This window comes from Haloferax elongans ATCC BAA-1513 (assembly GCF_000336755.1).
Lineage (GTDB): Archaea > Halobacteriota > Halobacteria > Halobacteriales > Haloferacaceae > Haloferax > Haloferax elongans.
Map to the genome: position 1 here is coordinate 168719 of NZ_AOLK01000012.1, position 19507 is coordinate 188225.

25 protein-coding genes and 1 pseudogene are annotated in these 19507 nt (G+C 62.6%); 14 read left to right on the forward strand and 12 right to left on the reverse strand.

The window, feature by feature from the left end:
* Positions 1-3: 3 nt before the first annotated feature.
* From C453_RS06235 to C453_RS06265, 7 genes are all read left to right on the forward strand, one after another.
* Complete coding sequence (locus C453_RS06235) at positions 4-726, forward strand: hypothetical protein (protein ID WP_008323394.1); 723 nt, start codon at positions 4-6, stop codon at positions 724-726.
* A 41-nt stretch (positions 727-767) separates the two neighbouring features.
* The gene (locus tag C453_RS06240; protein ID WP_008323395.1) at positions 768-2570 is read left to right on the forward strand and encodes a S9 family peptidase; all 1803 of its coding nucleotides are present in this window, start codon (positions 768-770) and stop codon (positions 2568-2570) included.
* A gap of 103 nt (positions 2571-2673) precedes the next feature.
* The gene (locus C453_RS06245) at positions 2674-3102 is read left to right on the forward strand and encodes an RDD family protein (RefSeq protein WP_008323396.1); all 429 of its coding nucleotides are present in this window, start codon (positions 2674-2676) and stop codon (positions 3100-3102) included.
* A gap of 72 nt (positions 3103-3174) precedes the next feature.
* Positions 3175-3594, forward strand: a complete 420-nt coding sequence (locus tag C453_RS06250) for a cobalamin B12-binding domain-containing protein (protein WP_008323397.1) — start codon at positions 3175-3177, stop codon at positions 3592-3594.
* A gap of 2 nt (positions 3595-3596) precedes the next feature.
* Entirely contained in the window at positions 3597-4691 is a 1095-nt protein-coding gene (meaB, locus tag C453_RS06255) for a methylmalonyl Co-A mutase-associated GTPase MeaB (RefSeq protein ID WP_008323398.1), read from the forward strand.
* 78 nt (positions 4692-4769) lie between these two features.
* Positions 4770-5696, forward strand: coding sequence for an alpha/beta fold hydrolase (locus C453_RS06260; RefSeq protein WP_008323402.1), 927 nt, complete (start codon positions 4770-4772; stop codon positions 5694-5696).
* Positions 5693-5908, forward strand: coding sequence for a hypothetical protein (locus tag C453_RS06265; RefSeq protein ID WP_008323403.1), 216 nt, complete (start codon positions 5693-5695; stop codon positions 5906-5908). Before C453_RS06260 ends, C453_RS06265 begins: the two co-directional genes overlap by 4 nt.
* A 63-nt stretch (positions 5909-5971) precedes the next feature.
* Here C453_RS06265 and C453_RS06270 read toward each other — a convergent pair whose 3' ends face one another.
* Both C453_RS06270 and C453_RS06275 read right to left on the reverse strand, forming a co-directional pair.
* Positions 5972-6352 (reverse strand): Zn-ribbon domain-containing OB-fold protein, encoded by a 381-nt coding sequence (locus C453_RS06270; protein ID WP_008323404.1) that lies wholly within the window; start codon positions 6350-6352, stop codon positions 5972-5974.
* Entirely contained in the window at positions 6352-7518 is a 1167-nt protein-coding gene (locus C453_RS06275; protein WP_008323405.1) for a thiolase domain-containing protein, read from the reverse strand. The genes C453_RS06270 and C453_RS06275 overlap by 1 nt, the downstream gene beginning before the upstream one ends.
* 177 nt (positions 7519-7695) lie before the next feature.
* Between C453_RS06275 and C453_RS06280 the strand changes: the two genes are divergently transcribed.
* A complete protein-coding gene (locus tag C453_RS06280; RefSeq protein ID WP_008323406.1) occupies positions 7696-9003 on the forward strand; it encodes a M28 family peptidase in 1308 nt (435 codons plus the stop codon).
* 109 nt (positions 9004-9112) lie between these two features.
* Positions 9113-9868 carry an NAD(+)/NADH kinase gene (locus C453_RS06285; protein ID WP_008323407.1) on the forward strand — a complete coding sequence of 252 codons (756 nt, stop codon included), beginning with the start codon at positions 9113-9115 and terminating at the stop codon, positions 9866-9868.
* Positions 9869-10011: 143 nt separating this feature from the next.
* Here C453_RS06285 and C453_RS06290 read toward each other — a convergent pair whose 3' ends face one another.
* The 8 genes and pseudogenes from C453_RS06290 to C453_RS06325 form a co-directional block, all read right to left on the reverse strand.
* Positions 10012-10455 (reverse strand): DUF7313 family protein, encoded by a 444-nt coding sequence (locus tag C453_RS06290; protein WP_008323408.1) that lies wholly within the window; start codon positions 10453-10455, stop codon positions 10012-10014.
* Positions 10456-10585: 130 nt separating this feature from the next.
* Complete coding sequence (locus tag C453_RS06295) at positions 10586-10867, reverse strand: DUF7314 family protein (RefSeq protein ID WP_007545297.1); 282 nt, start codon at positions 10865-10867, stop codon at positions 10586-10588.
* The gene (locus tag C453_RS06300; RefSeq protein ID WP_008323409.1) at positions 10860-11246 is read right to left on the reverse strand and encodes a DUF7315 family membrane protein; all 387 of its coding nucleotides are present in this window, start codon (positions 11244-11246) and stop codon (positions 10860-10862) included. The genes C453_RS06295 and C453_RS06300 overlap by 8 nt, the downstream gene beginning before the upstream one ends.
* Positions 11247-11285: 39 nt before the next feature.
* On the reverse strand, positions 11286-12050 hold the full coding sequence (locus C453_RS06305; protein ID WP_007545300.1) for a cytochrome b family protein: 765 nt from the start codon (positions 12048-12050) through the stop codon (positions 11286-11288).
* A gap of 10 nt (positions 12051-12060) precedes the next feature.
* Entirely contained in the window at positions 12061-12855 is a 795-nt protein-coding gene (locus C453_RS06310) for a cytochrome b (RefSeq protein ID WP_007545302.1), read from the reverse strand.
* A 3-nt stretch (positions 12856-12858) separates the two neighbouring features.
* Positions 12859-13245 (reverse strand): DUF7318 family protein, encoded by a 387-nt coding sequence (locus C453_RS06315; protein ID WP_007545304.1) that lies wholly within the window; start codon positions 13243-13245, stop codon positions 12859-12861.
* Positions 13245-14002 (reverse strand): annotated as a pseudogene (locus C453_RS20985) (plastocyanin/azurin family copper-binding protein). The gene C453_RS06315 and the pseudogene C453_RS20985 overlap by 1 nt, the downstream one beginning before the upstream one ends.
* Positions 14003-14086: 84 nt before the next feature.
* A complete protein-coding gene (locus C453_RS06325; protein WP_008323410.1) occupies positions 14087-14917 on the reverse strand; it encodes a DUF7319 domain-containing protein in 831 nt (276 codons plus the stop codon).
* Positions 14918-15073: 156 nt separating this feature from the next.
* Here C453_RS06325 and C453_RS06330 point away from each other — a divergent pair, with 156 nt between their 5' ends.
* Positions 15074-15556 carry a DUF7321 family protein gene (locus C453_RS06330; protein WP_008323411.1) on the forward strand — a complete coding sequence of 161 codons (483 nt, stop codon included), beginning with the start codon at positions 15074-15076 and terminating at the stop codon, positions 15554-15556.
* A 36-nt stretch (positions 15557-15592) separates the two neighbouring features.
* On the opposite strand, the gene nth is transcribed toward C453_RS06330, so the two are convergent.
* On the reverse strand, positions 15593-16276 hold the full coding sequence (nth, locus tag C453_RS06335) for an endonuclease III (protein WP_008323413.1): 684 nt from the start codon (positions 16274-16276) through the stop codon (positions 15593-15595).
* Between the two features lie 139 nt (positions 16277-16415).
* On the opposite strand from nth, the gene C453_RS06340 reads away from it, so the two are divergent.
* Both C453_RS06340 and C453_RS20155 read left to right on the forward strand, forming a co-directional pair.
* A complete protein-coding gene (locus tag C453_RS06340) occupies positions 16416-17105 on the forward strand; it encodes a DUF998 domain-containing protein (protein WP_008323414.1) in 690 nt (229 codons plus the stop codon).
* Between the two features lie 60 nt (positions 17106-17165).
* A complete protein-coding gene (locus tag C453_RS20155; protein WP_008323415.1) occupies positions 17166-17327 on the forward strand; it encodes a hypothetical protein in 162 nt (53 codons plus the stop codon).
* Positions 17328-17428: 101 nt separating this feature from the next.
* Here the strand turns inward: C453_RS20155 and pan1 are convergent, their stop codons facing one another.
* Positions 17429-18646: a proteasome-activating nucleotidase Pan1 gene (pan1, locus tag C453_RS06345; protein ID WP_008323416.1), complete on the reverse strand. Its 1218-nt coding sequence runs from the start codon at positions 18644-18646 to the stop codon at positions 17429-17431.
* 171 nt (positions 18647-18817) lie between these two features.
* Here pan1 and C453_RS06350 point away from each other — a divergent pair, with 171 nt between their 5' ends.
* Positions 18818-19087 (forward strand): MarR family transcriptional regulator, encoded by a 270-nt coding sequence (locus C453_RS06350; protein WP_008323417.1) that lies wholly within the window; start codon positions 18818-18820, stop codon positions 19085-19087.
* 26 nt (positions 19088-19113) lie between these two features.
* Entirely contained in the window at positions 19114-19467 is a 354-nt protein-coding gene (locus tag C453_RS06355; RefSeq protein WP_008323418.1) for a hypothetical protein, read from the forward strand.
* Positions 19468-19507 lie beyond the last annotated feature (40 nt).

The window sequence follows — 19507 nt, forward strand, 5'->3', positions numbered from 1 at the left end:
GCCGTGACACACACGAAACGAGCGCTCTGGGAACGGTGGGTCGACCGCTTCGTCGACGCTGCCGACCCGATACCACTTTTCGAGACAACCGACGACGGAACAGTCCAAACTATCGAGTACGGCCGGTCGAACCGTCCTGTGCTCGAACGAGGCCACCGGATGGAGCGCGTTCTCCGCGAGGCCGGTGGCCGCGTCGTCGCCGACCACGAGCGACAGGCTGGTCGCTACGAAGGGCTCGTCTACATGATGTACACCCTTGACGACGATGCGGTCGTTCCCCGCTACCTCGGCAAGTGCGGGAAGTTCGGCGCATCGGGAACCGCCCTCAACAGCAACCTCAAGAGCGTCGAGACGAACGACGGAAAGCTCGCGCGCTGGGGATACGGCCGATACTACCACTTCGGCGACCTCTCTGCGGCGGTGTTCAGCGACGACGGGCCGGGGAAGTACGACCAGTGGGTCTCGGAGTTGTTCGAGTCGGCTGACCCGCCTCGTCTTCGCGAGCCCGTGTATTTTTGGGTCGAACCGTGGGAAGTCGGCACCGAGGGTCCGTATCCAGACACCCGGCCGTACCTCGAAGAACTCGAATACCAACTCATCGGTATCGCGTTCGAACTGTTTCCCGAGCGACTCCTGAACACCGAGGGCGTGCCGACGAACCCCGAGGCGTACGCAAAAATGCGTGGTTGGACCGACCGTGAGGACACGAGACTCTCGGACTTCTGACACCCAAACCGATTTCTCGCCACCGCGCCAACACTGGTGGTATGCGAACCTACGATATCGAGCGGTATCTCAACATCAGGAGCGCGTACGGTGCCTCCTTCGCGCCCGACGGTGAGCGCCTCTCGTTTCTCATGGATACGACGGGCGTCCCGCAGGTGTGGACTGTAGACGAACCGGGTGCGTGGCCCGAACAGCGAACCTTCTACGAGGAGCGCGTCACGTTCGCGTCGTGGTCGCCGGAGAACCACGAGGTCATCTTCGGGATGGACAAGGGCGGAAACGAGCGCCAGCAGTTGTTCCGCCTCGAACCCGATACGGGCGTCATCGACGACCTGACCCAGAGTCCCGACGCCAAGCACCGCTGGGGTGGGTGGAGTCACGACGGCGAGCAGTTCGCCTTCACATCGAACCGCCGGGACAACTCGGTTTTCGACGTGTACGTTCAGGACCGCGACGCGACGGAAGCCGACGCCCAACTCGTTCACGAAGGTGACGGATGGCTCACGATTGGTGGCTGGTCCCCCGACGATTCGAAACTCATCGTCGCCGAAGCGTACTCGAACTTCGACCAAGACGTCTCCGTCCTCGACCTCGCGACGGGCGAACTGACGCACATCACGCCTCATCAGGGAACTGTTCGATTCCAGAGCGCTACGTGGGGGCCAGACGGCGAGAACATCTACATGGTGTCGGACCGCGCCAGCGACACGCTCGAACTCGTCCGCTACGAACTCGACTCGGGCGAGTTCTCGCTCGTCGAATCCGGCGGCGACTACGAAATCGAAGGCGTCGGTATCGACGAAGATTCGCGGCGTATCGTCTACGCCCGCAACGTCGAGGGCTACACCGAACTCACGTTCGGCGAACTCACCGCCCCAGACGAAATCGACGCGTATCCCGAACCGGACCTCCCGAAAGGTGTCGCGGGCGGAATCTCGTTCTCACCGGACGGTAACCGCGCTGCCGTCACCGTCACCGCAAGCGCCGACACGGCAAACGTCTACGTCGTTGACCTCAAGACCGGCGAGGCGGAACGCTGGACGCGCGCAGCCACGGCGGGCATCCCGAGAGACACGTTTGTCCCGCCGGAACTCGTCCATTACCCGACCTTCGACGGCCGCGACATCCCGGCGTTCTTCACCCTGCCCGAGGAGTCGCCAGAAGGCGAGACACCGGTCATCGTCGATATCCACGGCGGCCCGGAATCCCAGCGCAGACCCTCGTTCTCGGCGGTCAAGCAGTACTTCCTCTCGCGGGGCTACGCTTACTTCGAACCGAACGTCCGCGGCTCTGCGGGCTACGGGAAGGCCTACGGCCACCTCGACGACGTGGAAAATCGGATGGACTCCGTCGCCGACATCGAGGCGGCGGTCGAATGGCTCCACGACCACCCGGCGGTCGACCCCGACAAAATCGTCGCGATGGGTGGCTCCTACGGCGGCTTTATGGTCCTCGCGTCGATGACCGAGTACCCCGACCTGTGGGCTGCCGGTATCGACATCGTCGGCATCGCCAACTTCGTCACGTTCCTCGAAAACACGGGCGACTGGCGGCGTGAACTCCGCGAGGCCGAATACGGCTCTCTCGAAGACGACCGCGAGTTCCTCGAATCTATCTCGCCGATAAACAACATCGAGAAGATTCGCGCGCCGCTGTTTGTCCTCCACGGCGAGAACGACCCGCGCGTGCCCGTGAGCGAAGCACACCAACTCGTCGAGGAAGCACGCGAACACGCGCACGTCCGCGAACTCATCTTCGACGACGAGGGGCACGGCTTCTCGAAGCTCGAAAACCGCATCGAAGCGTACTCCCAAATCGCCGACTTCCTCGACGAGTTCGTCTAATCGGACCGTTCGAGGTCGCTCTTTTCGGACCGTCGATTCGGGAATGTCAATACAGAGAGTAGACGAAACCGTTTACTTCGGGCCACGGTTCACCGCCTGATACATGAGCGGCTACGACCGGACGCCCGACCGTGACGACACAGCCGTCGTCGGTGCCAGAATTGGGGCGCGAATAACAGACACGCTCGTCATTTTGGTGTTCATGTTCGCGGTGAGCGTTCCGCTCGGCGACGCGGCTGGTGCATCTCGGCCATATGGTGACCTCTTGGTCCTCGTCGTGGCTTTTGTGTACTCCTTCTTGCTCGAAGGGCTCTGGGACGGGCGAACCCTCGGGAAGCGTCTGTTCCAAATCAAAGTCGTGACAGTCGACGGCGATGCCTGTGGCCTCAAATCGTCGCTGGTGAGAAACGTGCTCCGCGTCGTCGACGCCATACTCTATTACCTCGTTGGCTTTGTTTCGATGGCTAGCACCGACAAACGACAGCGCCTCGGTGACATTGTCGCCAACACTGTCGTCGTCCGCGACCAATAGTGGTCAGCAGTCGCTCGGTAAACTGCCTTATCTTCCGTTAGAGTCAAACCACGGCACACCGAAGCTCTGTCCATGAGCGCGGACTCGGAACAACAGACTATCCGGTGTCTCATCGCGAAGGTGGGACTGGACGGGCACGACCGTGGAGCACACGTAATCTCTCGCGCCTTCCGCGACGCGGGATTCGAGGTCATCTACTCGGGCCTCCACCGTGCCCCAGACGAGATTATCCAAGCGACGGTCCAAGAGGACGTTAACGTGCTCGGGATTTCTATCCTCTCGGGCGCGCATAACACGCTCGTCCCGAAGGTGATGGCCGGTCTCGAAGAGTACGGCGCACTCGACGACACGCTCGTCATCGTCGGCGGCATCATCCCTGAGGAAGACCGACCGGGACTTCTCGAAGAAGGCGTCGACGCCATCTTCGGCCCCGGGACGCCGATGCAAGAGACGATTGACTTCGTGAAGGAAAACGCGCCCGAACGGACGTGACGATGAGTCAGGCGGCGGAATCCGACCTCGTCGAGCGACTCCTCGACGGCGAACACCGGGCGCTGGCGCGCGTCATTACCAAGATAGAGTCGCGTGCATCCGGCTACCGCGACATCATCTCCGACATCCACTCACACACAGGCCACGCCTCGGTGGTCGGCGTCACCGGAAGCCCCGGTGCTGGCAAATCGACCCTCGTCGACAAACTCGCCAAGTTCTACCGCGACCGAGGCGAGACCGTCGGCGTCATCGCGGTCGACCCCTCCTCGCCGTACACGGGCGGGGCGGTCCTCGGCGACCGCATTCGCATGGCCTCGAACGTCGGCGACATGGACGTGTTCTTCCGGTCGATGAGCGCGCGCGGCCAACTCGGCGGCCTCTCGACTGCGACTTCTGACGCCGTCAAAGCGCTCGACGCGTTCGGCAAAGACCGCATCATCATCGAGACCGTCGGCGCGGGCCAAAACGAAGTGGACGTCGTGAAGACCGCCGACACGGTGGTCGTCCTCGTCCAACCCGGCAGCGGCGACGACGTGCAGATGCTCAAGGCGGGTATCCTCGAAATCGGCGACGTGTTCGTCGTGAACAAAGCCGACATGGCTGGCGCGTCGCGCACGGTCGCCGAGTTAGAGGAGATGATTCACCTCCGCGACGACCCGCGGGCGAACCTCGATACGGGCCACCACGGCCACGACGCGTTCGACGACGACCACGGCCACGGTGCGGAAGCCGACACCGGCGGGTCCGACGAGGCGGCCGACGCGGACAGCGAACCCCCGAGTTGGAAGCCACAGGTCGTCGAGACAGTCGCCACGCAGGGTGAGGGCATCGAAACCCTGGTGGAGACGCTGGACGACCACTACACCTATCTGACCGATTCGGGCGAGTTGGACGAAAAAGCCCGACAGCGCGCCGCCGAGGAGATTCGCCAACTGCTCCGAAGCGACGTGGGCGAACTACTCGAACAGGAACTCGACGCACAGGGCGGCGTCGACGACTTCGCCGCTTCGGTGGTCGAAAAGGAGACAGACCCATACGCCGTCACCGAAGAGGTTCTCGAACCGCTTCGTGACTGTCTCGGCGACCACGACGACTGACGCGGTCGCTCGGCGTTTCTGCGAGGCCACCCCGATTCCGGCGGGCGAATTAAGGCCTCAGCGCACTATCTGGATGACATGAAACTCCGACGAGCTATCGGTGCGCTCTCTGCTGGTGTCGGTGTCGCTGCTGTCGCGAACGCCGCCCTCTCGAAGCGCGCCGGACCCCTCGAACCGCCGCTTTCTGGCGACCACGGAACCTACCGCTGGCGCGGGATGTCCGTCTCGTACGTCGAGGCGGGCGACACGGACGCCCCGACGCTTGTCCTCCTGCACGGCGTCAACGCCGCCGCGTCGTCGGGCGAATTCCGGGAGGTGTTCGACGAACTCGCCGAGGACTACCACGTCGTCGCACCCGACCTGCCCGGATTCGGCCTCTCGGACCGTCCGGCGCTGTACTACTCTGCGGCCCTCTACGAGGACTTCGTCGGCGACTTCCTCTCGGAGTACGACGACCCGGCCGTCCTCGCGTCGTCGCTCACCGCGTCCTACGCGGTCGCGGCGGCCGCCCGCGACGACGTCTCTGTCTCGCAGTTCGTCCTCGTCTGTCCGAGCGAGCGCGGCGGTCCCGAGCCAAAAGAGTGGCTCCGCGAACTCTTCCGCGCACCCGTCGTCGGCGAAGCGGCGTTTAATCTCATCGCGTCACGGCCGTCGATTCGGTACTTCAACGACGACCACGGCTACTACGACTCTTCGAAGGTGAGCGAGGAGTGGGAAGACTACGAGTGGCGGACCGCTCATCAGGAGGGCGCGCGGTTCGCTCCGGCGTCGTTCATCTCCGGGTATCTGAACTCCGATATCGACCTCGAAGCGGCCCTCTCTGACCTCGACGTGCCGACGACGCTCGTCTGGGGTCGCGAGAGCGACATCACGCCGTTGAAACAGGGTCGAGAACTCGCAGAGGCGGCAGATTGCACGCTCGTGGTCTTCGACGACGCGTTGCTCTTGCCCCACGTGGAGTTCCCGACTGCGTTCGTCGATACGGTCCGCGACGCGCTCGTGTGACCGTGTTCGAGGAACTCGCCCTCCTCGACCTCGTGTCGATTCTCCTCTACGGAGCCATCGGGTTCCTCGCGCTCGGCTTTTGGCTGTGGATTGCTGGGTCTCGTCTACTGGGCTGGCCCTCGCCGCGTGACGTTGTACAGGAACACGACGCTGCGCTCGACCGTGATACTACACTGGACCGCGATGCGGGATTCGACCGCGACGCTGAGTAACTGCAACGCTTGTCGACCGAGTGAGCGTCGAAAAAGCTGATTTCTGAGACGAGCGACCGAGGTCTATTCGTCGGCTGGCCGGAACACGAGCAGTCTGTCGCCCGAGGTGGCGTTTTCGCCCACGTCGGCCGTGACTTCCATGCCGACGTCGACTGCCGACGGGTCGGCGTCGCGCAGCACACCCGTGAGTCGGACGGGGCCGAACGACACGATAGCGGTCACGTACGGTGCCTCGTCGGCAAACGTCGGTGCCGGGACGTGAACCTCGGAGTAGGTGACGATTTCGCCCGTCTCCGAAAGCGGTTCTTCAGTCAGTTCTGACGACCCGCAGTGGGGACACGAGCGTCGCGGCGGGAGCGACCCGTGTCCATCGGGGCACGCGAGGTAGTAACCGTCTCCCTCCGCGATGGCGGCCAGCCACTCGTCGTAGCCAGTGTCTGCCATCAGTTCATCACCTCCAGCACGTGGACAACCGCACTCGACACGGTCCCACCCGCGTTGTGGGTGACGCCGACTTCCGCATCCGGCACGGCGTCGCTGTTGGCGTGGTCACCGCGCAGGAGTTTCGTCATCTCGACGAGTTGCGCCGTGCCCGTCGCGCCGACAGGGTGGCCCTTCGCCTTCAGACCGCCCGAGAGGTTCACGGGCAGGTCGCCGTCGCGGGTCGTCTCGCCCCGCGCGGCAGCACCGATACCCTCGCCGGGTTCGTAGAAGCCGAGCGATTCGAGTGCCAGCACTTCGGCGATGGTGAAGCAGTCGTGGACTTCCGCCACGTCGACGTCATCGGGCGAGATGCCAGCGTCTTCGTAGGCCATCTCTGCAGCTTTCGTCGCGGCGGGGGTTTGTGCGACGTATTCGCGGTCCTGAAGCGCGGCTTTGTCGCCGCCCTGTCCGGTTCCGGCGACAGAGACTGGCGCATCGATGCCGTGTTTGTCGGCGTACTCGCCGCTGACGAGGACGATGGCGCTCGCCCCGTCGGTGATGGGACAGGCGTCGTAGAGGTGCAGCGGGTCGGCGACGACGGGGCTTTCGAGGGCGTCGTCGAGCGTGATTTCGCGGTGGAACTGCGCGTACTCGTTTTTCATCGCGTTGGCGTGGTTCTTCACCGCGATGTGGGCGAGGTCCTCGTTGTCGCCGCCGAACTCGTCGAAGTAGGCGCGAGCCATGAGGGCGTACGCACCCGGGAAGGTGACGCCCGCGCGGACTTCGAACAACTCGTCGGCCGCGATGGCCAGCGATTGGGTGACCTTCGCGGTCCCGAGGTTGTTCATCCGCTCCATTCCACCGGCGAGGACGACATCTGCGCCACCGCCTCGAATCGTCTGGACGGCCTGCCGGAAGGCGACGCCAGCGGATGCACACGCTTGTTCGTACCGCGTCGACGGACACTCCAGCCCCGCGGCCTCGGCCATCACAGGGCCTTGGTGGCCCTGCGACTCGGCCAGCTCCCCCATGAAGTTCCCGTAGAAGATGCTGTCGTAGTCGTCGCGAGAGACACCGGACTCGTCCCGAGCGGCGAGCGCTGCCTCGGCAAACAGGTCTCGACCGGTCCGCTCGGGGTAACTCCCGAACTTGGTCAATCCCACACCGGCGATTCGCACGTCTTTCATGGATTATTGTACGTGATAGATGGCCCTTGAACTTGCCGTTACTCTGTAAACGTCCAGCCGACCGGCGGATACTAACCAGCACACTGCTCTGGCGCGTAGTGGCCGGCGCTCACCCCGAAACCCACCCGACTGCGCCGCCATCGCAAAAATTACCCCCCGACCGCGTGACCTGCGCGTATGAGTAACTGGATTGGAGATACCTTCACGAGCGACGTCGGGTGGACCCACCTCGAACGCTTAGTCGACATCGGCAATCGGATGGCTGGCTCGCCCGGCGAGCGCGAGGCGATGGAGGCGACGCGAGACGCCCTCGAATCTGTCGGCGCACGTAACGCCCACATCGACTCGTTCGACATTCAGGGCTGGGAACGCGGCGACAGCGCCATCTTCGCGCACAACACGACACAGGACTGTATCGCGCTCCCGCGTAGCCCCTCCGCAACCGTGACGGGCGAACTCGTCGACCTCGGCTACGGGCTTCCCGAAGACTTCGACCGCGACCTCTCGGGGAAAGTCGTCGTCGTCTCCTCGACCGTTCCCGACCACTACGACCGTTTCATCCACCGCCGAGAGAAGTACTACTACGCGGCCGAGGCCGGTGCAGAGGCGTTCGTCTTCGCCAACCACGTCCCCGGTCAACTCCCACCGACCGGAAGCGTCGGCACCGCCGAGGCACCAATCGGTGATATCCCGGCCGTCGGCGTGAGCAAGGAAGTCGGTGCGCGACTCGGTCGCCGGTTCGAGGGCGAAGAAGTCACCGTGGAAGTGACCTGTGAGACACCAGCGACCGACAGCGGGAACGTCCACGCGGAACTCGGTCCCGACACCGACGACGAAGTACTCGTCACGAGCCACCTCGACGCCCACGACATCGCGGAGGGTGCGATGGACAACGGCGCTGGCACCGCGATGGTCGTCGAACTCGCCCGCGCACTCGCCGCCCGCGAGGACGAACTCGAAACGCGTGTCCGCTTCGTCTGCTTCGGCTCCGAAGAAGTCGGTCTCGTCGGTTCCGAACACGAGGCGACGCGACTGGGCGATGACCGTGCGAACGTGAAGGCTATCGTCAACAACGACGGCGTCGTCGCCGGACGGACGCTCAAACTTCACACCCACGGCTTCGACGAACTCGAAGCGACGGTCCAGACGGTCGAAGACCGCTTCGACCACGACATCTCGACGATTCCAGAGCAACTTCCGCACAGCGACCACTGGCCGTTCGTCGCCTACGGCGTTCCCGCCTTCATGGTCGGCAGCGAGCGCAAGGGACGTGGACGCGGGTGGGGACACACCCACGCCGACACCATCGAAAAGCTGGAATCGCGGACGCTCCGCGAGCAGGCGATTCTCCTCACCGAACTCACTGTCGAACTCGCACGCGAGGACCGCAAAATTCCCCACGCCGACCCCGACGACATCGCTGCGGCGCTGGAAGATGAAGACCAGGCCGAGGGGATGAAAGTCACCGGCGACTGGCCGTTCTAACGACCACGACTGTTCTCCCTCGCGTCGTTCGGTTCGAACCACGAGGGCTTTTATTCGGGGCGGCGTAGCACGTGACGATGCGCAAGGGCCGTGCCGCAGGAGGGCGGCGATGAGACTCGCCGTTACCGGTGACGAGTCGGTCGTCGGGGCGATTCGAGCCACTGGTGCGACAGTGGTCGACCCCGACGAAGCGACGAGTAGCGATATCGTCGTCGCGGTCGGCGAGAAAGCGGTCGTCGACGCCACACTCGACTCGACCGGGCCGGTGCTTCCGGTCGATTGCGGCACGCCGTGGTCGGTCCCGCGTCGCCTCCTCGGCGACACCGTGGACTCGCTCCTCGCGGGAGACATTCGAGCGGTGGACCACCCGATACTCTCTGTCAGTGTTGACGGCGACCACGTCGGTCGAGCGCTGTTCGACGTCATGCTCGTCACCAGTGAGCCGGCGCGAATCTCGGAGTACGCGGTTTCCCACCGACGACGGGGTGCGGCAGTTCTGAACGGCCGCGACGAGAACGACACCGACGTGACGGCCGATGCGACTGCAGAAACAGCCGAGTGGCGAGTCGCCGACGAGTTCCGTGCCGACGGCGTTGTGGTCGCCTCACCGCTCGGGAGTAGCGGCTACGCCCGGGCTGCGGGTGGGTCCGTCGTCGGCGTCGGCGCGGGGCTCAGCGTCGTTCCTGTGTCGCCCTACGCGACCCGGACCGACTCGTGGGTGTTCGACCCGCCGCTTCGCCTCTCGGTCGAACGCGACGACGCCCCCGTCTCGCTCGTCGTCGACGACACGGTCGCCCGTCCCGTCGCCCCGCACGAATCAGTCGTCGTCGAAATCGTCGAAACAGCGTCGCTCCTCGTCGGCTAACTGAGCGCGTTCGAGGCGCTCGCTGCGCTCGCCTACGTATTCGAGTTTCTACTGGGACGTTACTCTCCTCTACTGGCACTTATCGGCAGATTCCGCGCAGTTGTCGCTGCGGGCTTCGAAGAGAAAACGACCGACGCGGAGCTTCAGATGACGGCGTTCCAGACGTCGGCGATGAGGAAGAAGAGGCTCTGGTACGCGGCGTACAGAAGCACGATTGCCGACGCCGTGAGGCCACCGTTCGGTCGGTCGAGCGAACGACCGTTCCGCGCTTCGACCTTGCGGGCTTCGAACTCGAAGAAGTCGGTGAGGAACATCCCGAGGACGAGGACGGTCAGCACCATCCCGCCGTGCGGTTCGAGGAGCAAGAAGAGAAACGACGTGACGACGAGCGCGCCGCTCGTCAGCGTGTGCGGCAGGTACCGCGAGAGCGCCTCTTCGCCACCTTCCTCCGCTTGTCGAACGTGTGCCTTGTGTCCGAGGAAGCGGGTCGCCAGGTTTGCCACCACGAGCGCGAGCGCGATGTGTGGCACAACCGGTTCGACCGCCGCCAACTGGTCGAGCGGGACGAGGAACTGTAGTGGTTGCATACAGGATTCTCAGAGCGAGACTCATTAGAGTTTTTCCAATCAGTCGCGGTTCACCGACGCGAGGGCAGCCGCTATCCTGGGGGCGTTCTTATGCTCCGAGAGAAGAAAGACGAAAAAGACGGCGTGGTTCTTACTGCGCGTTTTTCCGCTCTTCGAGTGCGTCCATCACCTGGCGACCGGCCGGGATGAGAACCCAGAACGTGAGCGTACCGAGCAGCGCGAACCAGAGGAACGCGTCCATCAGGGTGATGCCGATGAGGTTGAAGATTCCCTCTGTCGCCCCGGACTGCAGCGGCTCGATGAGCTGCTCCGTGCTCTCGAAACTGCTCGTCCGGTACCACGACGCAAGCACCATCCACGCGAGACCGGCCCCGGTCAGGATACCAAGCCCTTTGATGAATTCGTCAGCCATTGTTCGAATCTTCGCCGGAGTCCTCTTGAGACTTTCCCATTCCGCGAGCACGGAACCTGGTCCCGAGTGTGTAGACTACTGCCCCGAACGCGATACTCGTCAGTCCGATGACTGCGAAGACCGTACTGAGGATTCCGTCCGCGACGCCGACACCGATGGCCTGAAACAGACTCATTGTGAGCGACCGCAGCGCGCTCACTTGTAGCGTCGCTGCGTCGAGGAAGACAAAGCCGAGGACGACGGCGACGACGGCGATGAGTGTCGAGAAGACGGTTATCGTCTTGTAGAGGCGCATCGGAACGACGATATCGCGGCGACCACGACGGGACGCACCGCCGTCCGTGGCCTCGGTTCGACTGGTCGCGTCGCTATCTGTCATTGGTGACTCTACGAAGGGATAGTTGGTAGTGGTTCCGCTCTATTTCGGCGGACGAAGCCGGTAGTAGCGGCGGTTGAGGTCGAACATGTAGCCCTCACGCATCGTCTTGAGCACCGCGTAGGTGATGGTCCCGAAGACGATTGGGAGCAGGAACGTCAGGTCGAACAGCAGGTCGACGTTCATCGGCATGAGATTCTTGACTGCCAGCAGCGAGATGGTCATCGCGAAGACCACGCCAGAGATGCCGATTGCCGCCCAGAGCGGTTCTTCGACGGGACGCCGCGCGCTCCCCTTGTTGAGGAACGGAACGATGGCGATGAAGCCGACGACGACGCCGTTTGCGAGAACGCCGTAGGTACGGTCGGCCATGATTTTCTGCCCGCCGAGGATGGCGAGTTCGGGGTTCAGCGGGTTAAGCTTGAGCAGCCCGAACGACCAGTAGAGGTACCAGTCGGGCAGGATAATTGCCGGCGTCTGACTCGGATTCGCGGGCGCGCCGATGTGCGGTGGCATCGTCGCCGCGAGGAACAGAATCATTCCGACGAAGAACGACGCAATCGAGAGGTTCCGAACCGTCTCGTGCGGCCACGTCGGGAACGCCAATACGTCGCGCTCGACGTAGTCGGACTCCGTGCGGAGGTCCTGGTCTTCGCGCCGGGAGCGCTCGAAGTACTCGTACGTCAGTCGGGAAAGCCCCGTCTTTCGAGCCTTGCGCTCGCTCCACGTGGGCGTCTCGTTGTCCGGGGCGACGATGCCCCCGCCGTCCGTGCGAACTTCCTTGGGTTGGGATTCGTTGTCGCTCATTTCTATCACCTTAGTGCGGCTCCGCGATGCCCTGCACCCACACGATGCCGATGTGGATCGCGATGAGCGTCGTCACGACGAAGGGGAGCAGGAAGACGTGGAGGATGTACATGCGCTGGAGCGTCGCCTGACTCAGCGTGAAGCCGCCGAACAGGAGCTGTGCGACCCACTCACCAGCGAGCGGAACGGACAGCGACATTTCGACGCCAATCTGACCGGCCCAGAAGGCCAGCTGGTCCCACGGCAGGAGGTACCCGGTGTACCCAAACACCATAGTCAGACTGATCAGGACGATGCCGAGCAGCCAGTTCAGTTCGCGCGGTTCCTTGTACGCGCCCGTGAAGTAAACACGGAGCATGTGCAGGAACACCGCGGCGACCATGACCTGTGCCGCCCACCGGTGGACGGAACGGAGCATGAAGCCGAACTGGAGGTCGCGCATGATGAATTCGATACTGTTGTAGGCCGTCGTCGGGTCACCCGATGTCGCCGGGGAGTAGTAGAACCCGAGAAGCGCACCACTGATGGCTGCGACGACGTACGCGAGCGTCGAGAAGAGCCCGAGCGTGTACAGCGGGTACCAGTACCAGAACTTGTTGTCCAAGTTGTACTGCTCAGTGTGACTCTTGGGCATCTGGAGGTTGACTCTGTAGTAGAGCGTCTCCAGCAGCTCGAGATAGTCGACGATGCGAAGTCGCTTGTCGAGCCAGATGAGCGTGGTGAGGAAGGTGGCCTCGATTGGTGTGAGGTCCTTCTTCTTCATCCAGGCCTTGTGGTCGTGGTCGTCTTTGCGTTCGAGACTCATGGTTTATCGCTTGTAGTAGGGGTACACCGCGCGCTTGACCTGTTCCCACGCGCCGTCACCGAGCGTGTTCCCGTCGACGTCCTCCTCGCGGACGTAGAGGTCTTCCCATTTGCGACGCCGCTTCTTGACGATCATGACGTCTGGGAGGAACTCCTTGCGGTACAGTGCGAGGATGAACGCGAGGTCCACGAAGATGACGGCGAGGATGCCACCGAGGAACATGTTACCCGTGTCCGTCAGTCCCCACCCGGAGACGAACCCGTAGGTGAAGAGGAAGACGAACACGACCTCGATAATCGTCAACAGGACGATTGCGATGGCCGCCGCAGTGCTCTCGCGTGCCGGTTCGTATCGGTGTATATCGCCGTACGTGCTTCCTGTCGAAGACATTATTCGCCACCTCCAGTGTTACCCGTGTTGGGTGACTCGCCGTACTTCAGGATGTAGAACGTGTAGACGAGCGTGACGATGATTCCGAGGATGGTCGCCGAGCCGACCCAGTGTGCCTGAATCGGAACACCGAGTTCGTGAAGCTCCTTTCGTCCGCCACCGCCACCGACCTCGACGGTCGCAACGTCGCCGCCGACGGCGACTGCACCCTTCATGTTGAGTGCTTTGTGTGGCGCACAGAAGTACTTGGAGATGCCAGCGTCACCCTCTTCGAAGGTGTATTCGTAGGTCGTTCCGGCTTCACCGACTGCAGCGCCGGAGTCGAGTCCTGCGGGGCCTTCTTCCATCTTGACGTTGTGGCCACCGCCCTCGCCGGTCCATTCCCACGTCACTGTCGTTCCGGGGTCGANGCAGCGCCGGAGTCGAGTCCTGCGGGGCCTTCTTCCATCTTGACGTTGTGGCCACCGCCCTCGCCGGTCCATTCCCACGTCACTGTCGTTCCGGGGTCGATCCAGATGCCAGCCGGGGAGAACGCGAGTGCGCCACCGTTTCCGGAGGCACCAACCTCGATGGTGACTTCGCTTTGGCCACGGAGGTCTTCGTAGCCTCCGTCGATACCGTCGAGCCAACCACCGAAGTCGGGTTGCACCTGCGCACCACCGCCGCCGCCTTCCTCTGAAGCCGCAGCGGTCCCGGCGGCAGCGGTCGCGGCGGCTGTGGCACCGCCAGCCGTTCGGAGAAACTCCCGCCTTTTCATACAGCCGTTCGTCAGGATGCCTCGCGCTTAAACCCACCGACTATGCCGTCACGGAGGGTGATTCGAGGACGCGAAGAAGAGCGGTTACTGCCCCTCAGAATGAGGGGTATCGTTCGTCGGCGACTCGACGAGCGGCTCTATTTCGGTGTCGTCAAATTCGGGAAGGAACGCTGGGCGCTCACCTTCTTCGAGCCCGATGACACGGAGACGGTCGCGGTACTCTTCGGCCCGGAACCGGTCGGACAAGCGAGCGTTTGCGACGACGACGAAGAGGAAGATGCCGACGAGTAGGAAGCCGAAGCCAGCAATCGGCGCGGCGATTGTCTTCGGGCTTGGAAGCCACGGCCACGACGCGATGAGTGCGAGTCCGCCGAGTACCTGTCCAAATGCGACGATTTGGAGCATCTTGTTCCCGAAGTCGCCTGTGCCCTGTGCGACTTCGTCCGGGGCGGGGAGTGTGACGTTCTCCGGCGCACTGTTGACCTCGAAATCGTCCATCGAACAGAGTGCGACCGTCGGTTTCACGTCACGGAGGACGGTTCCCTCGCCTTCGACGCTTCCGTCCGGGTAGACAACCGCGTATCCTTCGTCTGAGTACGCGAGAATCCGCGGTTCGCCGTTTTCGGTGACGCGTTCGAGGACGGCGAACACCTCGCGAATCGCGACACGGTAGCGGAGCTCTTCTTCGACGCGGTCGAGTAACTCTTCGCCGACAATCCACGAGTCGGGGTCGAAGGCGGCTTCCCACTCCTCGGCGGACATCTCTGCCATATCGGCCGGGCCGAAGTTGTCGAAGTCGTATTTCGACTCGACCTCGCGGCGGAGCGCTTCGAGTTCGTCCTCGGACACCGCGTCGTCGACACCCGCCTCGGACGACTCGGGTCCCTCAGCCGGTGCGGAAGACGAATCTGCCATTACCCGGGGTAAGCCCTACGAACCTAAACGTGTTCCGACCCGTACGGGTCGCCATCGGCGTCAGGCCACCCGAATCGACTGTCAAAATTGGTCTAGCGCTCGAATGGGAATCACCGCATCGGTTCCTTTAGGCCGACCGGGTTCTAACGCCGGGCGATGGCAGACGAGACGACCTTCGCGACGCTTGCCGCGGTCACCGTCACGGCCAGTCTTCCATTCTACCTCTACGGAGCGTGGATTATGATAGACGCCGAGACGGTGTCGTGGGACGTGCTCGTCTACCACTTGAAAATCATCTTCCCGGGACTCATCTTGAACACCGTCCCCGTCGTGACGTGGATGCTTCCCCGACTCTTCGAGCAACTGAGCGGTCTGACTGCCCTCCACGCGATTCTCGGGTTACAGGCGTACGCGATGCTCGTGTTCGCGCTCACGGGTATCGTCCGTATCTTCCAAGTAAAGTGGAAAGCTGACCTATATCGCGACCCCGACCAGGACATCGCCCTCGACGACCTCCACGAGAACATGGGTGCGTGGCGCGGACGTCTCAGAGTCGGCGTCCTCGGTTACGTCATCTTCTGGTTTCTCGCGTGGATACTCGGTGTATACCGGTACGTGACGGGCTACATTCTGGTCTGACCCCGCCGGATTCTCCCGTCGGATTCTCCCGTGAAGTCACCACTGCTCAGCGCTGGCGAGGTCAACGCTGTGGTCGAGTTTTGACGACGGACAGATGTCTTCGAGAACGCAGTCGTCGCAGTCTGGGTTGCGGGCGTCGCAGACGGCGCGACCGTGGCTGATGAACAGGTGGGTGAACTGCTGCCAGTCCGACTCGGGGACGACCGGCATGAGGTCTTCTTCGATGCGTTCGGGGTACTCCTCTTCGGTGAGACCGAGTCGCCGCGAGAGTCGCTGGACGTGGGTGTCGACGACGATTCCCTCGACGATGTCGTGACCGTGTTGGAGGACGACGTTCGCGGTCTTACGGCCGACGCCCGCGAGGTCGGTCAGTTTGGACATCGTGTCCGGCACCTCGCCGTCGTGTTTCTCGACGATGTCGGTGCAGGCGCTTCGGATGTACTTCGCCTTGTTGTTGTAGTAGGTGATGGAGTTGATGTCCTCGGCCAACTCGTCTTGGTCGGCGTTGGCGTACTCTTCGGGGCCGTCGTACTTCTCGAACAACTCCGCGGTGACCTTGTTGACGCGCTCGTCGGTACACTGCGCGGAGAGCATGACGGCGATGAGGAGTTCGAGTCGATTCGAGTAGGAAAGCGAGATGGTGGTGTCCGGGTACTCCTCGTACAATCTGTCGAGGACTTCCTCGGCTTGCGCCTCGCGGGAGTCGAGTGGCGTGCCCATACCTGTGGGTGCAACCGATTCGATTTCAGTTGTTCGGGTTGAGGCGGATAGTCGGCGGCCCCAATCGGTTCTCATCGACTGAGAGCCATCGTATTCGAAGTTCTCGTTGCCGCTCGTCTGTACTAGTGAGGGAATACCCATGACAAACTCGACACAACCTCACACACAGGCGACACAGCACGCATCGGAGTCACGAGTCTTCTACGGCGTTGCTCGCCAGCGATTCGTCGCTGGCGCGCTGTTGTTCCTCTTCGGACTCATCGCACTCATGGGAATCATCACCGCTGAGGCGTTCTATCCCGGCTACAATGCCGGTGTACAGGAGATTAGCGACCTTGGAGCGACGAGACCACCGAACAGCGTCATCCTCCAGCCGTCTGCGTCGATTTTCAATACGACGATGATGGTCTCGGGCGTGCTCGTACTCGCGGCGACGTACTTTGTACACCAGGCATTCCGTGACCGCGTGGTTACCATCGCCCTCGGACTGCTCGGTCTCGGTGTCCTCGGCGTCGGTGTCTTCGACGGCAGCGAAGCCCCGATGCATGGGATGTTCGCACTGCTGACGTTCTTCTCTGGTGCGGTGTCGGCAGTCGTCGCGTTCCGCGTAATCGAGACACCGTTCAAGTATCTCTCTGCTGCAATCGGTGGATTCGTCCTCCTGCTCCTCGGGAGTCTCATCGTGCTGGGCCTGCTCGGCATCCCACACCCACTGGCGTTCCTCGGGATGGGTGGCGTCGAACGGTACGTCGCGTATCCGACGCTCCTCTGGACGCTCGGGTTCGGTGGCTATCTGATGGCTCCTGTCCCCGAGCAGGACGCGGTGTGACGTCGCTTTCGGGTTCCCGCACTTGCAGTTTCTCGCGCCGACGAAGACCAACGATTTATCATGGACGACCGCGACACCCCAACCATGTCTGCGATGGAACTCCCCGGTCGTCGTGAAGCGTGGCTGACCGCGGCAGCGACGCTCGGCGGGTACGGCCTCATCCTCGCCGGAATGTTCGTTGCCCTGTTCGTGCTCCCGTTCGTCGTCGTGACAGCCCTGTAGGTTGCCGCCGACGAACCCGTCGCTCGTCGGATGCGCCCACTGTTGGAACTCAGTGTCACGAGCCGGCTGAAAAGTCGATTGAGACGAAGGGTAAAATCCGGTTACGCGAACGCGCGTGAGATTTCTGCGCCGTCGTCTGCTTCCTTCTGAATCTTCTCCCAGGCAGAGACGAAGTCCTGCATGTAGATTTCCGTGCGGTCGTCGCGGATAGCGAACATCCCGGCTTCCGTACAGACAGCCTTGATGTCGGCACCGGAGGCGTTCTCGGCGAGTTCGGCGAGTTCCTCGAAGTCCACGTCGTCGGAGACGTTCATCTTCCGCGTGTGAATCTTGAAGATAATCTCGCGGCCGTCCTCGTTCGGCTTGGGAACCTCGATGAGGCGGTCGAACCGACCGGGGCGGAGGATAGCGGGGTCCAGCATGTCGAAGCGGTTGGTCGCTGCGATGATGCGGATGTTCCCGCGCTCGTCGAACCCGTCCATCTCCGCGAGGAGTTGCATCATGGTCCGCTGGACCTCGGCGTCGCCGGAGGTCTTCGAGTCGGTCCGCTTCGAAGCGATGGCGTCAATCTCGTCGATGAAGATGACTGCCGGTTCGTTCTCGCGGGCGACTTCGAACAGGTCGCGAACGAGCTTTGCACCTTCACCGATGAACTTGTGCACCAGTTCGGACCCGGCCATCTTGATGAACGAGGCGTTGGTCTGGTTCGCAACAGCCTTCGCGAGCATCGTCTTCCCGGTGCCCGGCGGCCCGTAGAGGAGGACGCCCGACGGTGGGTCGATGCCAACCTTCTCGAACATCTCGGGGCGGTCGAGCGGCATCTCGACCGTCTCGCGGACTTCTTCCATCTGGTCTTCGAGTCCGCCGATGTCCTCGTAGGTCACGTCGGGGCTGTGTTCGACTTGCATGACACGTGCCCGGACGTCTGTCTCTTTGTCGAGTCGCTTGACGATAGAAAGCGAGTTGTTCACCGCGACACGCGCGTCAGGTTCGAGCTTCTCGCGCATCTCGTCGGTCACTTCGGTGAGGGCCTCTTGGTTGTTACCGTGCTGCTTGATGATGACCCCCTCGTCCGTGATTTCCTGTACCGTCGCAACGAAGAGCGGCGACTGCTTGAGCTTCTTATTCTCGTGCGTCAGACGCTCGAGCTTCTGTTGATACTTGTTATTCTCGGCGTTCGCATCGAGAAGTTTGTCCCGCATCTCCTCGTTTTGCGATTCGAGAACCTCGAGCCGCTCTTGAAGGGCGGTGATCTTCTCCTGCTGCGACGCCGCGTCCTTATCGTAAGGAAGGTCGACGTCGTCCACAGTGTCGGTCATCACCCGGGGTAGGACGCAGGCTCATAAGAGGCTTCGGGTGTGTGTGGGCTTCGCCGCCTGTAGGCCTTCTCTGCGGGGGATAACGAGTCTGACGCGTGTCATACAAATTCCTGATAGTAATAAATCTGGATAGCAAATATTATCTAATAGCATTTCATCGTGTGTGGTACGATGAGCACCACCGAAGCAGTCGAACGCCAATCCGAACCTCACTCAGAAGACCGCTGGGATGCGGTTCGAGACATGCCCCCGAGCGCGAAATTGGTCGCGAAAATCCTCGATTACGAGGACACGCTCACCCAGAGCGAAATCGCCGAAGAGTCGCTGTTGCCGCCGCGCACCGTGCGGTACGCGCTTTCCCGCCTCGAAGAAGAAGGTGCTGTGGACTCCCGGTTTTCGTTCTCGGACGCGCGCAAGCGGCTCTACACCCTGCAACTTTAAATCAAAAGACGGGGCCACGTCGCCCCATGACTGACCACGCCACTGTCGGCCGCGCACTCCGAGAACTCGCCGACGGGGACGCTCCTTCTCGGCGTCGCCAACACGAAGCCGTCGTTGCCGCCGCGCGCGACGCGTTTTCCACGCTCGAACGCGCGGCCGATTTTCTCGACGATGGTGGTGAAGAGCGACTTCGCCGCGCCGTCGGAGCCGCAGCGCGGCAGGGTGACCACGACGTTGCGCGCGAGGGTCGAGCGTTACTGGACGCCCTCGACTCTCTGCGTTCGTCTCTCGACAGTTCCAGCTCCGTCTCCGAGAGACGCCCTGCTCAGTCCGGTCGCACAACGGTTTTCAGCGGCGGCGGCGAAGCAGCGGATAGATGACACGGGGGATACACACCGGCGACTGTCTCTTATACACATC